Source organism: Williamsia sp. Y721 (genome assembly GCF_059683565.1).
Genome location: NZ_JCASNH010000003.1, coordinates 707,244 through 721,184 on the forward strand (window position 1 = coordinate 707,244; position 13,941 = coordinate 721,184).

A 13,941-nucleotide genomic window follows, 5' to 3' on the forward strand; every position below is an offset into this window, starting at 1 on the left:
TCGGCAACAGTCACACAAACCTCATCTACAACACGTGTATCGGGCTTGCGTGTCGAATTCGTGATTGTTACTAAAAGCCACGCTTGGCCGACTTCACCGCCGCAACAGCGTCGGCGTCACCGTCGAAATCCAAACGGGTCTGGGCTCGTCCGAACGTGAACAACATCAGTTCCAGCGGTTCACCGGTGATCCGAACCGCCGGTCCCCTGCCCCCTGTTGCGATCTGCTCACCGTCCGGGGTGACCAATTCAACAGTGGCGGGAGACTTTGCGATCGCCCTTTTCGCCATCGCCTTCAGCGGCGTGAGAATCGCCTTGGTCGCATCGGCACCGAGGGTCCGAGGCTCCCATGCCGGCGCCGCGCGGCGGACATCCTCGTGGTGCACGAACATTTCCGTGACGTTCGCAAAACGGTCGAGCGGCTTCATCGGCGAATACAGCGGGGGCCCGGCGGCGAACTTTGCGACCATCGAATCCCAGTCGGCCTTCGCCGCCTTGTCCTGAACCGACTTAGTGTGCCCGGCGAAGGCCGGGATGAGAATCCCGGGCGCCGCATCGAGGCGGTACTCACGCACGATCATGTGCGCAGTCAGATCCCGGGTCGTCCATCCCTCACAGAGGGTTGGCGCGTCGGGTCCGACCGCACGAAGAGTGGTCACAAGCGCTGCACGTTCATCTCGGGCAATCGTCATGGCACCACCCTATGTGGCGCCGACCACCCTTGCGCCACATAGCACTAGCTGTTGCCGGAGTCGCTCACCGTCAGAACCGTTGGCACGATCATCGGCCGGCGGCGGTACTTGTCGGCGACCCAACGGCCGACCACACGACGGATGGTCTGCGCGATGCGATGCGCATCGGTGACACCTTCGTTGGCCAGTTGTTCGAGAGAGCTGTCGACCAGGTTGGCCGCTTCTTTGAGCGCCGCCGGATCGTCGGAGAATCCACGACCGGAGACCTCGGGCGGGCTGACCGCACGACCGGTGTCGGCGTCGATCACCACCGCGATGGCGATGAAGCCACCTTCACCGAGGACAAGCCGTTCGGACAAGGTCGACTCGCCGACATCACCGACAGAGAGTCCATCGACGTAGACGAAGCCCACCGGAACCCGGCCGGTGATCGACGCGCGCCCATCGACGAGGTCGACGATCACGCCGTCTTCGGCGAGGACCACGGCGTCCGACGGGACACCGGTGGCCTCGGCCAGCGCCGCATTGGCACGCAGGTGGCGCCATTCGCCGTGGACCGGCATCACGTTCGACGGCCGTACTGCGTTGTACAGGTACAGCAGCTCTCCTGCCGATGCGTGTCCGGAGACGTGCACCTTGGCGCTCTGCTGCGTGACCACGGTGGCACCGCGCCGCGCGAGGCCGTTGACAACGGCGAACACCGAGTTCTCGTTGCCCGGGATGAGCGACGATGCCAATACGACCAGGTCGTCGGCATGGATGTTGATCTGCCGATGTTCGCCCTTGGCCATCCGGGAGAGCGCGGAGAGCGGCTCACCCTGCGAGCCGGTCGACACCAGCACGAGCTTGTTGTCGGGCAGTGCGGCGGCGGTGTCCATGTCGACCACCACGCCGTCGGGCACCCGCAGGTAACCGAGTTCCTGGGCGATCTGCATGTTGCGGACCATCGAGCGTCCGACAAACGTCACCCGGCGCCCGTGGGCGTGGGCCACGTCGACGACCTGCTGGATCCGGTGGACGTGGCTGGCAAAGGACGCCACGATCACACGGTGCTTGGCCTTGCCGATCACCTGGTCGAGGACACCACCGATCTCACGTTCGGGGGTGACGAATCCGGGAACCTCGGCGTTGGTCGAGTCGACAAGGAAGAGGTCGACGCCCTCATCGCCGAGACGGCTGAAGCCGGCCAGGTCGGTGAGACGACCGTCGAGTGGCAACTGGTCGAGCTTGATGTCGCCGGTGTGGAGGACCACGCCGGCACCGGTGCGGATGGCCACGGCGAGCGCATCCGGGATCGAATGGTTGACCGCGAAATACTCGACCTCGAACGGACCGTGTTTGGTGAACTCGCCCTCGAACACCTCGATCAGCTTGGGACGCAGGCGATGCTCTTTGCACTTGGCAGCCAGCAGGGCAAGCGTGAACTTCGCGCCGATCACCGGGATGTCGGACCGCAACCGGAGCAAGAACGGCACGGCACCGATGTGGTCTTCGTGTCCGTGCGTCAGGATGATCGCCTCGACGTCGTCCATCCGGTCTTCGATGTACCGGAAGTCCGGCAGGATCAGGTCGACACCGGGCTGGGCATCTTCGGGGAACAACACACCACAGTCGACGATCAGCAGCTTGCCGTCGTATTCGAAAACGGTCATGTTGCGGCCGATTTCACCGATTCCGCCGAGGGCGACGATGCGCATACCGTTGGCCGGGAGTTTCGGTGGGGTGCCGAGCCTGTTGCTGTTCTCGACAACCCGGGCGTCGGTCCGTTTCGCTGCCGACTGTCCCTGACCGCCACGACGATTCCGCGGAGACCGCTTCTGGGCGACCGATTTTGATGACTTGGGTGCGTTCGATTCGGGGATGTTGTCCGCCTTCGGTTCCGCCGCAGCGGGGCTCGTCTGTGGTTTCGGCTCTGCCGGTGGTCCGGCCTTGCGGCGGATCACTCTGCCGCGCTTACGCCCGGGCGAATCTGGAGTTGTCATGAAAGCACCTTCGCTGCACGCAGATCCGCGATCAGCGCTTCGATTTGTGGACCGTTCGCCGGCACCTGCGGTAACCGGGGTTCGCCGACATCCATACCCAGGATGCGCAACGCTGCCTTGACCATCGTGACGCCTCCCAGACGGCCCATCGCGTTGACGAGCGGGATCATCGACACATTGAGCTCGCGGGCCCGGACGAGATCACCCTTGTTGACCGCGTCGAGCATGTCACGCAGGCGATCGGGAACCAGGTGGCCGATGACGCTGACAAAACCCGCCGCGCCGATCGACAGCCACGGCAGATTCAGTGCGTCTTCGCCGGAGAAGTACTGAAGGCCGGTATCGGCCATCAGCGACGCCGCCGAGTTCAGATCGCCCTTGGCGTCTTTGACGCCACGAATATTCGGGTGTCGCGAGAGCTCCAACAGAGTTCGGTGCTCGATCGGGATGACCGACCGGGGTGGAATGTCGTACAGCAACACCGGCACATCGGTGGCGTCGGCGATGGCGGTGAAGTGCGCAAGCAGACCTGCCTGCGGCGGCCGGGAGTAGTACGGGGTCACCACCAACAGGCCATGCGCACCGATCGCTGCCGATTCCTTGGCGAACCAGACACTTTCTCGGGTGTCGTAACTGCCTGCACCCTGCACGATCCGGGCGCGGTCGCCGACCGCGTCCAGGACCACCCGGAGCAGGTCCAGCTTCTCGGCCGGAGTCGTGGTGGGCGATTCGCCTGTGGTGCCGGAGACAACCAGACCGTCGCAGCCGCCGGAAACGAGCCGGTCGGCAAGTTCAGCGGCTCGTTCGAGGTCCAGCGATCCGTCAGCGGTGAACGGGGTAACCATCGCAACACTGACAGTCCCGAAGGGGAAGCTCTGTGGTTGCGTCGCACCGGTGATCATGGTGGTTAAGGTTACCGGAGCACAGGCCAGTCGCTTAATCCGTGGCACCTGTGGGGTGCCGCGGGGTTTCAGCCTTCGAGAACAAACGGCGACGTGGCCACTTCTGTGCCGTCCGAGAGCGTCCCGATCTCGAAGTCCCCGAAAACCGTTGGCGCGACATCGGTGAGCTGGCGCAAGCATTCGATCGCCAGTTGCCGGATCTCGACATCGGCGTGTTCGGTGGCCCGCATACCGATGAAATGACGCCACGCGCGGTAGTTGCCGGTCACGACGATCTTGGTTTCGGTGGCGTTCGGAAGGACGGCTCGGGCGGCCTGCCGTGCCTGCTTACGTCGCAGGATGTTGTTGGGTACGTCCGAGAACTTCTCTTCCAACGCGGTCAAAAGTTCCGAGTACGCCTTACGGCTGGCGTCGGTGGCCTCGATGAACAGCGCCTCGAGTTCCGCGTCGCCGCGGATGGCCGGTGGCGGTACGACGTTCGAATCATGCTCCGGCACAAAGCGTTGCGAGAGCTGCGAATACGAGAAATGACGATGCCGGATCAATTCGTGGGTGCACGAACGCGAGATCCCGGCGATGTAGAACGTCACGGTCGCGTGTTCGAGCAGCGACAGATGTCCGACTTCCAAAATGTGGCGCAGGTAGCCGGCGTTGGTTGCTGTCCGGGGGTTCGGTTTGTCCCAGCTCTGATAGCAGGCCCGGCCCGCGAACTCGACCAACGCTTCCCCGCCGTCGACGTCAGTGCTCCACGGCACATCGGCGGGAGCGTCGAACGACGTCTTCGCCACCAGTTGCACCTTCAACGGCACCAATTCCGACACTGCACTTCCTCTTTCCTGTGGGTTCGAGCCCCACCGATTGTCCACCACCTCGAAGTCGGACATGCTATCGACCTCGCCTACCCGGACGACGCCCAGACGGCCACCTCACCGGATCCGTTCGAGATCAAGGCTCAGGTGAACGCAGCTGAGCCGATGGCCCTTGCCAGCACCGGAGCCAGATCGCCTCGCTCGCCGACCTCCACGCGACCGACACCGAGCCAGAGCGCCATCGCGTGGAGGTCAGCGGCCAGGGACTGCGCCACCACCGTGGGGTTGGCCCCGGATTCGCAGAAGGCTCCGAGAACCAGCAGCCGATCACCGACCCTGTCCGTCTTGAGGTCGACGCGGGCGACGATCTGGTCTCCCATCAGGTACGGGAGCACGTAGTAGCCGTGGACCCGCTTGGGCTCGGGTACGTAGATCTCGATGCGGTAGTGGAAGTCGAATACCCGCTCGGTACGGGGCCGGAAGAAGATCAGCGGGTCGAAGGGGCTGAGCAGCGCGCTTCGGGTCACCGTGCGTGGGATCCGCGCGGCCGGGTCGAGGTAACCCGGTTTGGACCAACCCTCCACCGTCACCTGCTGAATCTCCCCCGCCGACAGCAGGTCGGCGATCGCGTCCCGCGCGGGTTGGGGTTTGAGTCGGTAGTAGTCGCGGATGTCGGCCTCGGTGCCGACACCGAGCGCGGTCACCGAACCCCGCACCAGCTCACGAATCGCGTCGTCGCGTGCGATCTCGACGTTCGAGTGCTCCCCCACCACGTTCTCGGTGAGGTCGTAGTAGCGAGTGAATCCGTTGCGCCGCATCGCCGAGAGTTCTCCGGCGGCGAACATCACTTCGCACAGATGTTTGACCTGGCTGCGGTCCCACCAGGTGCCCTTCTTCGGACGCTTCTCGTGTCCGAGATGGTCTTCGATCAACCCACTGGTACTGGGCCCGATCTCTGCGATGGTGTCGCGGATGACCGCGCGCATCGCCATTGAATTCCGATCTCCCACCGCTTCGCGATAGCGGCCGTGCCGGAAGTCTTCCATCCGCCACCGGAACAGCGGCCAGTGTTCGATCGGGATCAGCGCCGCCTCGTGTGCCCAGTACTCGGCGAGCAGAGTTGGCCGGCGCGGGCCCGGCTCCCAGGCGGCTTGTTCGAGTACCGCGCGATCGTAGTTTCCGAGGCGACTGAAGATCGGCATGTAGTGGGCACGGACCGCAACAGTGACCGAGTCCATCTGCAGCAGTCGCGTGCGGTCGAGTACTCGTTGCAGGTGTTTGCGGGTCACCGCCCCGGCCGGCATCCGATCCGTGAATCCTTGTGCCGCCAACGCAATTCGGCGCGCCTGCGCACCTGACAACTGATCGCGACCGGCCACTGTTACGCCCTGGCCGTGTACTTGAGGAAACGGTAGCGAAGTCCGTTACCGGCTTCCTGCCACGGTTCGTCGGCGCAGAGTTGCCAGCGCCGCGGATCCAGATCCGGTGCCCGCGTATCTCCATCGGGAACCTCGACATCGATCTCGGTGACGTAGGCGGTGTCAGCCAGATCCAGTGCGGCCCGATAGATCTCACCGCCACCCATCACAAAGACCGTTGGGTCGAGTTCGCGCCCGGCAGCGATCGCCGAATCGACATCCGGAAAACTGCGAGCACCTTCGCCGAGCCAGTCCCGCTTCCGGGTGACCACCAGGTTTTCGCGCCCCGGTAGCGGACGAAACCTTGCGGGCAACGAGTCCCAGGTGCGACGACCCATCACCACCGGATGTTTGCCGGTGACCTGCCGGAAGTACTTCTGATCCTCGGACAGCTGCCACGGCATGTCTCCGCCGCGGCCGATCACGCCGTCGACAGACTGCGCCCAGATGAGTGCGATGGTCACAGTGTCTAAACCGCCACCGGCGCTTTGATCCCCGGGTGGTACTTGTAGTCGAGCACCTCGATGTCCTCGTAGCGGTAGTCGAAGATCGAATCACGTTGCGCCAGAGCCAACGTCGGGTACGGGTACGGGTCACGCGAGAGTTGCTTGGTGACCTGTTCGACGTGGTTGTCGTAGATGTGGCAGTCACCACCGGTCCAGACGAACTCCCCGACCTCGAGGCCGGCCTGCGCCGCCATCATGTGGGTGAGCAGTGCGTAGGACGCGATGTTGAACGGCACCCCGAGGAACAGGTCGGCGCTGCGCTGGTACAGCTGGCAGGACAGTTTTCCGTCGGCGACATAGAACTGGAAGAACGCATGGCACGGCGGGAGCGCCATCTGCGGGATCTCTCCGACGTTCCACGCCGAGACGATGTTGCGTCGCGAGTCGGGGTTGGTGCGCAACATCTCGAGTGCAGCACTGATCTGGTCGATGTGCTCGCCCGAGGGCGTCGGCCAACTGCGCCACTGCACGCCGTAGACGGGTCCGAGTTCGCCGTTGGCGTCGGCCCACTCGTCCCAGATGGTGACGCCGTGTTCTTGCAGCCATCGCACGTTCGAATCGCCGCGCAAGAACCACAGCAACTCGTAGACGATCGACTTCAGGTGCACCCGCTTGGTCGTGATCAGCGGAAACCCTTCAGATAGGTCGTAGCGCAACTGGTGACCGAACAGGCTCCGGGTGCCGGTGCCCGTGCGGTCGGCCTTGGGAGTCCCCGTTTCGAGGACCAGCCGCAGCAGGTCTTCATAGGGGGTCGGAATCTTCACCGCGTCGCTCACGTGGCCAAGTCTAAAGGTCGACGCCGACAACCCTGGACATGACGGCCCCAGCCGCGCTAGCCAGCGTCACTGGATCCGAGACAAATGCACCTGTTCCAGTCATTTACACACGTTGCAACGTGTGTAAATGACTGGAACGGGTGCATTTGTCTACCCCATCAACTGCGCAGCAACCGTCGCGCCGAGTTCCCAGCACGCCCCGAGATCGTCCTTGCTCGGTTTACCCGACACCACAACGTATTCGGCGGCCTTGGACCAGCCGAGGCCCGTGGTGATGGAATCGACAGCACGTTCGGCCCCTTCGGAGCCCTCGTTGCCGTGGAGGTAGAGCCCGAACGGACGTCCGCGGGTCGAGTCGAGAATCTGGTAGTACGCACCGTCGAACGCATGCTTGAGCGCGCCGCTGATGTAGCCGAGGTTGGCGGGAGTCCCCAGTAGGTAGCCGTCGGCTTCGAGCATCTCGGCGGGTGACACCGTGAGCGCGGCCCGGCGCACCACCTCGACGCCATCGATCTCGGGATCGCTCGCGCCGGACACCACGGCCTCGAACATCGCCTGGCAATGCGGCGACGGTGTGTGGTGGATGATCAACAAACGCGACATCAGCGATCCTTCTGTCTACGACCCGGATTCTTTCTCCTGCGCCACAGCACGTTTCATCATCTCGCGAGCACGGCTGCGGTCGCCTGCATAGTCGTAGGCGCGTGCGATGCGGTACGTCGACCGCCAGTTACTCGGGTCGGCTTCCCATTCCGCCTTGACCTGCTCGAAAAGCTCATCGGCAGCCTCACGTTCGATGCGACCCGAAGGACGCTTGGGCAGGGCTGAGACGTCAAGTTCCCTACCCTCCTCACGCATCCGGCGAGCCAGTCGCTGATGAGCGATACCGGACCGCAGCGCACCGACCACCATCCAGACACCGAGCAACGGCAGGATGATCACCCCGATACCCAGACCGATTCCGACCACCTCACCGGTGGCCATCAGGTCGATGGCACGGGCACCCAACAGGAAGAAGTAGAAGAAGAGCACCAGGACGAGTACGCCGATCCCGATGACGATGGGCCGTGCGTCTTTCTGCTTCTCGCTCACTACCTCGGACCCGCTCACAGGTCCATCAGGTCGTCGAGACCCACGGTGAGACCCGGACGGCCACTGATCTCACGGACACCGAGCAACACCCCCGGGACAAACGACGTGCGGTCGATCGAGTCGTGTCGGATCGTCAGGGTCTCACCCTGCGTCCCGAAGAGGACCTCCTGATGGGCAACCAGTCCGGCAAGCCGAACCGAGTGCACACGTACACCGTCGACATCGGCGCCGCGGGCGCCCTCGAGTTCGGAGGTGGTCGCATCAGGGCTGACCGGCACACCCGCCTCGGCCCGAGCCTGGGCGATCAGGCCCGCGGTCCGGTACGCAGTACCCGACGGTGCATCAGCCTTATGTGGATGGTGGAGTTCGATCACCTCGACCGAATCGAAGAAGCGTGCCGCCTGCTGGGCGAATCGCATACTGAGCACCGCGCCGATGGCAAAGTTCGGTGCGATCAGGACACTGACGCCAGGATTGTCTGCAAGCCAACCGCGAACCGTGTCCAGTCGCGCGTCGTCAAAGCCCGTCGTACCGACAACCGCGTGAATCCCGTTCTCTATCAAGAACTTCAGGTTGTCCATCACCACGTCCGGGTGGGTGAAGTCCACCACCACAGAGGTCGAGGTCTCGACGAACCGCGACAACGGGTCGCCCTTGTCGACGCCTGCGCTGAAGTCGAGGTCGGCTGCGGCCTCGATACCCGACACGATTGCCTGGCCCACTTTGCCGCCGGAACCGAGGACACCTACTTTGATCTGGTCAGTCACCTCGCCGAGTCTAGTCAGCTCGACGCGGCCACTCCGACCAGGGAGACCTGACACTCGATCAGAAGATCGGCGCCGAACCGCGAAGATGCTCGAACACCAACGACGTGGTCGTACCTGCCACCTCGGGCCGCGAATTGAGCATCTCGATGAACCTTCGTAGCGCCTCGGTGTCCGCCGTGGCCACATGCAGCAGATAATCGTCCGCCCCGGCCAGGAAAAAGACGTCGATGACCTCGTCTTTACGGCCGAGTTCAGCGACAAATCGCCGGATCTGTCCACGCGCATCCGACTGGAGACTCACCGCGACCATGGCGCGCAACGGCCGACCGACCGCAGCCGGATCGATGTCGGCGAAGAAGCCGCGCACCACCCCCATGTCGATCAGACGCCGGATTCGCCCATGGCATGTCGATGCCGCAATGCCCACCTCCGCCGCCAACGCACTGTTCGGCATGCGGGCATCGACCTGCAGCAGAGCGAGCAGTCGCCGATCGATGTCGTCGAGCCCGGCGTAACGAGCCCGAATATTGTTCGACTCAAGCGCCATCACAACCTCCATTCCCGCAATATCTTCACCAAAGGCTAGCTGTTTGAGAATCTTTATCACTGATCTTGCAGACTTTCCGCTGTTTCTTCACGCTGGTGTGAGGCCGATCCCACCACCATCGAGGAGCTATTCATGCGCGTCGGCATCCCACGCGAGATCAAGAACAACGAGTTCCGAGTCGCCATCACACCGGCAGGAGTTGCCGAACTCACCCGGCGCGGCCACGAAGTGATCATCGAGCACGAAGCCGGCACCGGATCGGCCATCGCCGACACAGATTTCAAGGAGGCAGGCGCGCAGATCCTCGGCACCGCCCGCGAGGTGTGGGAACAGGCAGAGTTGCTGCTCAAGGTCAAAGAGCCGATCGCCTCCGAATACGAACTCATGCGCGAGGGCCAGACGCTCTTCACCTACCTGCACCTCGCCGCCGGGCGCGACTGCACCGAAGCCCTCTTGAAGTCCGGCACCACCTCTATCGCCTATGAGACCGTGCAGGCGGCCGACGGATCACTGCCGTTGCTCGCCCCGATGAGCGAGGTCGCCGGACGACTCGCCCCGCAGGTCGGCGCTTACCATCTGATGCGCTCGGCCGGCGGTCGCGGCGTGCTGATGGGCGGCGTCCCCGGGACCGTTCCGGCGGAGGTTGTTGTCATCGGCGGCGGCGTCAGCGGCGTCAATGCGGCCACGATCGCGGTTGGGATGGGCGCCGAGGTCACCGTCTTCGACCTCGACATCACCAAACTCCGTGCCATCGACGCGCGTTGGGGCGGTCGGGTCCACACCCGTTACAGCACCACGTTCGACCTCGACGAGGCGGTCAAGCAGGCCGACCTCGTCATCGGAGCCGTATTGGTGCCCGGCGCGAAGGCGCCGGTCCTGGTCTCCAATTCCCTGGTGGCACAGTGCAAGCCCGGATCGGTGTTTGTCGACATCGCCATCGACCAGGGCGGCTGCTTCGAGGATTCCCGGCCGACCACACACGACGACCCGACGTTCATGGTTCACGATTCGGTCTTCTATTGCGTGGCCAACATGCCCGGGTCGGTGGCCCGCACCTCGACGATGGCACTGACCGGCGCGACCCTCCCCTATGTCCTGCGCCTCGCGGATCTCGGCTGGACCGAAGCCTTGCGCCGAGATCCGGCACTGGCCAAGGGTTTGTCCACCCATCAGGGTGAATTGCTCTGCCCGCACGTCTGCGAAGCTCTCGACATCCCGCTGGGCGTCTCACCCCTGCGGATCTGACCCGTCCGGCCCGGCCCATTGCCGGACCGACATGTAGTGAGACATATTGTCCATTCGCCGCTGGACTGCCGACACCTCCCGGACCGCTTGTCCGACAAGGCTGCGGTCCAGCGGCGAAAGGCGTTGCATGGTCAGTACGTCCGATGCCGCCTCACCATGATCGAGCTGCGCGACCTGGTAGGTCAGACGAATCTTCTGCAGCACCTCGAACACCTCGATGAGCGTGTTCGCGTTGTCCTCGCTGAGCATTGCGCTCCCGGCGGCCGCCGAGAGCCGCGCGCGGGTTCCGAGTTCGGGGCTCTGAACGCTCAGCGCTGCCCACCGGGCGATGTTGATCACCGGAACCAGGGCATGACCCTTGATATCGAACGTTCCGCCCCGCCGCGCCAGCACGTCGCGCATCGACCGCAATTTCGCCTTGTAGGACAGTGATTCGGCAAGCAACAGCCGCATCGTGCCCGGATGTCGGCGCAGATCACGGAACACCTCGGAGACCGCGGTCGCACCCGGGTCGCCCCAGATCGGACGGCCGTCGAGCAGCAACGACGCCAGGATCATCCCCTTGTTGTCGAGCGGGGACTCGAGCCACTGTTCGGCAACCTCGCGCCATTGCCCGTGGGTTCTGGAGAACAGCGGCATGTCCGCAGTGGCACCGTTGGTGTCGACGCCGAGTCCACTGCCGCGCAGCACGTCGCCGACATCGGCGAACGCGCTCCGGTAGGCGGCGATCTGTTCGGGGTCGGACACCGACTCGTCGAACGAGACCGCCGAATCTACGTCGGAACTGAGCACCGACTCCCGACGTGCGTTGCTACCCAACGACAGCCAGGTCAGCGCGGCCGGGTCGAGGTCGGGACGCGAGTTCAGCACGATCTCCAACGCCCGCCGGACCACCGCGTCAGTCAGCACGGACAGGACTGCGGTCACCTCATACGACGGCCGTCCCCGGCGCAGGAGATCGGCCGCCACATAACGCATCCGCCGCCCCCGCTCGGCCAGCGTGTCGAAAGAGTCGGCGCGCGCGATCTGTTCGCGGAGGGAGACACCGGCGCCGGCCGGTGCATTGACGAAGTCCTCCGGAACGACCACACCGCGCAACGTCCCGTGTGGATCGATCACCGGTACGCACGTGACCCCACGGTCCAAGATGTCCACCAGGACATCGGATGCCGAGGCCGTCGTCAGTGCCGTGACCGCCGGATAGGACATCACCTGATGGACCGGCTGAGACAGGTCCGCCCCTGTCGCCACCACGCGGGCACGGATGTCACGGTCGGTCAGTACCCCGAACCGGCCGTCCGGACACGGGATCACGATATAGCCGCTGTGGTGTTCGGTGATCTTCTGCGCGGCCTGCTGGACGGTCATATCGGCGGTCCCCACCACCGGCGGCGTCCGGATGAGTTCGTCCACAGTCCCGAAGTTGCTGACCAACGGTGAGTCTGCGCGTTGCGCGACCGTGAGCTTGCGTGCCAAGAACTCCGCACCGGCCAGTGACGAGAAGACCGGCCGCACCGTGTGGCCCGGAATCCGGCAGACCCGCACCGGGCCGGCCGCAAGCGCCAGCGGTCCGATGGACGATCCGGTGAGCATTCCCGAGTAGCCGAAAACCCCGCCCGGACCCAGGATCTCGTCGGGTCCGTCGGGTTTGTGATCGGGAGAGTTCCACAGCTCGACCTGCCCGGAAACCACCACCGCAAGCTCTTCGATCGGCTCGGTGAAGCCGTTCATGATCGTGCTGCCGGACCCGTGGTCTTCCATCCGCGACGCGGCAGCGATCGCCGCCAACTCGTCGCCGGAGAGCGCATCAAAGGGCGGGTACCCGGAGAGGAACTCGGCGATCGACGTCATGGCGTAATCGTGCCAGGTCGCCGACCACAGCGCGCAACGCCCGTCAGTGCACCAGCGAGGTCAATGACTTCGGTAGCTGACGGTGGTTGCGGTACGGACCGATCACAGCCGCACCGAAGGGTTGTCCGAGCAGTTCCCTGGCGACCCTGGTGGTGTCGGCAGCGCTGACGCGATCGATCTTGCGCAACGCCTCGTCGACGGTCATCCGCTTGCCGTAATTGATCTCACCGCGACCATTGCGGTGCATCCGGGACTGCGAGTCCTCCAGGCCCAGGACCATCGCCCCGCGGAGCGACCCCTTGGCACGGGCGAGCTCTTCTGCGGTGATCCCGTGTTCTGCCACCTCGGTCAGGATCGTGGTCATGACCGACGTGACCTCGGCGAGATGGTCCGGCGAGCAGCCCGCATACACCGAGAACGCACCGACGTCGGCGAACGAATCGACCGACGAATACACCGAATAGGCCAGGCCCCGGGCTTCCCGAATCTCTTGGAAGAGCCGGGAACTCAGTCCCCCACCGACTGCGGTGTTGAGGACCGACAGTGCCCATCGGTCGCCACTGCCACGACCCGGCGCGCGCACACCGAGCAACAGGTGCGCCTGCTCGGAGTCGCGATAGGACACCTCGAGCGTGGGTCGGCCGCCGATCGCCTTGGCACCCAATCGAATCGGTGCCGGTTTTGCTTCCTTGTCGAGATGTCCGGCGAACGTCGCGCGGGCGGCGGCAAGAACCTCGGCGTGGTCGACGTTGCCCGCGACCGACAAAACCATCTTGTCGGGGGTGTAGCGGCGCTGATGGAAGGAACGCACCTGCGTGCGCGTCATCGACGTGATCGACTCGGCCGAACCGATGACCGGCCGTCCGAGCGGATGATTGCCGTACATCGCCGTCATGAACAGGTCGGCGAGCAGATCCTCGGGATCGTCGTCGCGCATGGCGATCTCTTCGAGGACCACCGCCCGCTCGATCCCGACATCCTCGGTTCGGCATTCGCCCCGCAGGACGACGTCGGCGACGATGTCGATGGCTGTTGCCATGTGCTCGTCGAGGACGTGGGCGTAGTAGCAGGTCTGCTCTTTGCCGGTGAAGGCATTGAGTTCTCCGCCGATTGCATCGATCTGCTGCGCGGTGTTCGCCGCAGACCGGGTCGGCGTCGACTTGAACAACAGGTGTTCAAGGAAATGTGCGGCCCCGGCGACCGAGGGCTTCTCGTCTCTAGATCCAACCGCGACCCACAGTCCCACCGACGCCGAACGCACGCCAGGAAGATACTCGGTGACCACCCGGAGCCCACCGGGCAGTACGGATCTCCGTACTGCCCGGTGGGTAACTGAGGACACAGACTTATGCGTC

Annotated in this window: 14 protein-coding genes; 1 reads left to right on the top strand and 13 read right to left on the bottom strand. The window is 64.3% G+C overall.

Features of this window, described 5'->3' with window-relative positions; genetic code table 11:
• Positions 1-70: 70 nt before the first annotated feature.
• From AC56PL_RS18020 to AC56PL_RS18070, 11 genes are all read right to left on the bottom strand, one after another.
• Complete coding sequence (locus tag AC56PL_RS18020) at positions 71-691, bottom strand: TIGR03085 family metal-binding protein (protein WP_495516693.1); 621 nt, start codon at positions 689-691, stop codon at positions 71-73.
• Between the two features lie 44 nt (positions 692-735).
• The gene (locus tag AC56PL_RS18025; protein WP_495516694.1) at positions 736-2,673 is read right to left on the bottom strand and encodes an RNase J family beta-CASP ribonuclease; all 1,938 of its coding nucleotides are present in this window, start codon (positions 2,671-2,673) and stop codon (positions 736-738) included.
• Entirely contained in the window at positions 2,670-3,575 is a 906-nt protein-coding gene (gene dapA / locus AC56PL_RS18030) for a 4-hydroxy-tetrahydrodipicolinate synthase (RefSeq protein ID WP_495516695.1), read from the bottom strand. The genes AC56PL_RS18025 and dapA overlap by 4 nt, the downstream gene beginning before the upstream one ends.
• Positions 3,576-3,643: 68 nt before the next feature.
• Complete coding sequence (thyX, locus tag AC56PL_RS18035; RefSeq protein ID WP_495516696.1) at positions 3,644-4,396, bottom strand: FAD-dependent thymidylate synthase; 753 nt, start codon at positions 4,394-4,396, stop codon at positions 3,644-3,646.
• A gap of 131 nt (positions 4,397-4,527) precedes the next feature.
• The gene (locus AC56PL_RS18040) at positions 4,528-5,763 is read right to left on the bottom strand and encodes a winged helix-turn-helix domain-containing protein (RefSeq protein WP_497154653.1); all 1,236 of its coding nucleotides are present in this window, start codon (positions 5,761-5,763) and stop codon (positions 4,528-4,530) included.
• 2 nt (positions 5,764-5,765) lie between these two features.
• Positions 5,766-6,266 (bottom strand): dihydrofolate reductase, encoded by a 501-nt coding sequence (locus tag AC56PL_RS18045; protein ID WP_497154654.1) that lies wholly within the window; start codon positions 6,264-6,266, stop codon positions 5,766-5,768.
• A gap of 5 nt (positions 6,267-6,271) precedes the next feature.
• Complete coding sequence (locus AC56PL_RS18050; protein ID WP_497154843.1) at positions 6,272-7,072, bottom strand: thymidylate synthase; 801 nt, start codon at positions 7,070-7,072, stop codon at positions 6,272-6,274.
• Positions 7,073-7,234: 162 nt separating this feature from the next.
• On the bottom strand, positions 7,235-7,687 hold the full coding sequence (locus AC56PL_RS18055) for a flavodoxin family protein (RefSeq protein WP_495516699.1): 453 nt from the start codon (positions 7,685-7,687) through the stop codon (positions 7,235-7,237).
• A 15-nt stretch (positions 7,688-7,702) separates the two neighbouring features.
• A complete protein-coding gene (locus AC56PL_RS18060; RefSeq protein ID WP_495516700.1) occupies positions 7,703-8,176 on the bottom strand; it encodes a hypothetical protein in 474 nt (157 codons plus the stop codon).
• A 14-nt stretch (positions 8,177-8,190) separates the two neighbouring features.
• Entirely contained in the window at positions 8,191-8,943 is a 753-nt protein-coding gene (dapB, locus tag AC56PL_RS18065; protein WP_497154655.1) for a 4-hydroxy-tetrahydrodipicolinate reductase, read from the bottom strand.
• A 58-nt stretch (positions 8,944-9,001) separates the two neighbouring features.
• Complete coding sequence (locus tag AC56PL_RS18070; RefSeq protein ID WP_495516702.1) at positions 9,002-9,490, bottom strand: AsnC family transcriptional regulator; 489 nt, start codon at positions 9,488-9,490, stop codon at positions 9,002-9,004.
• 132 nt (positions 9,491-9,622) lie between these two features.
• Between AC56PL_RS18070 and ald the strand changes: the two genes are divergently transcribed.
• A complete protein-coding gene (gene ald, locus AC56PL_RS18075) occupies positions 9,623-10,735 on the top strand; it encodes an alanine dehydrogenase (protein WP_495516703.1) in 1,113 nt (370 codons plus the stop codon).
• Here ald and AC56PL_RS18080 read toward each other — a convergent pair.
• Both AC56PL_RS18080 and AC56PL_RS18085 read right to left on the bottom strand, forming a co-directional pair.
• Complete coding sequence (locus AC56PL_RS18080; RefSeq protein WP_495516704.1) at positions 10,718-12,586, bottom strand: putative nucleotidyltransferase substrate binding domain-containing protein; 1,869 nt, start codon at positions 12,584-12,586, stop codon at positions 10,718-10,720. The two genes, ald and AC56PL_RS18080, sit on opposite strands and share 18 nt — an antisense overlap.
• A 43-nt stretch (positions 12,587-12,629) precedes the next feature.
• Positions 12,630-13,928 (bottom strand): insulinase family protein, encoded by a 1,299-nt coding sequence (locus AC56PL_RS18085; protein WP_495516705.1) that lies wholly within the window; start codon positions 13,926-13,928, stop codon positions 12,630-12,632.
• Positions 13,929-13,941 lie beyond the last annotated feature (13 nt).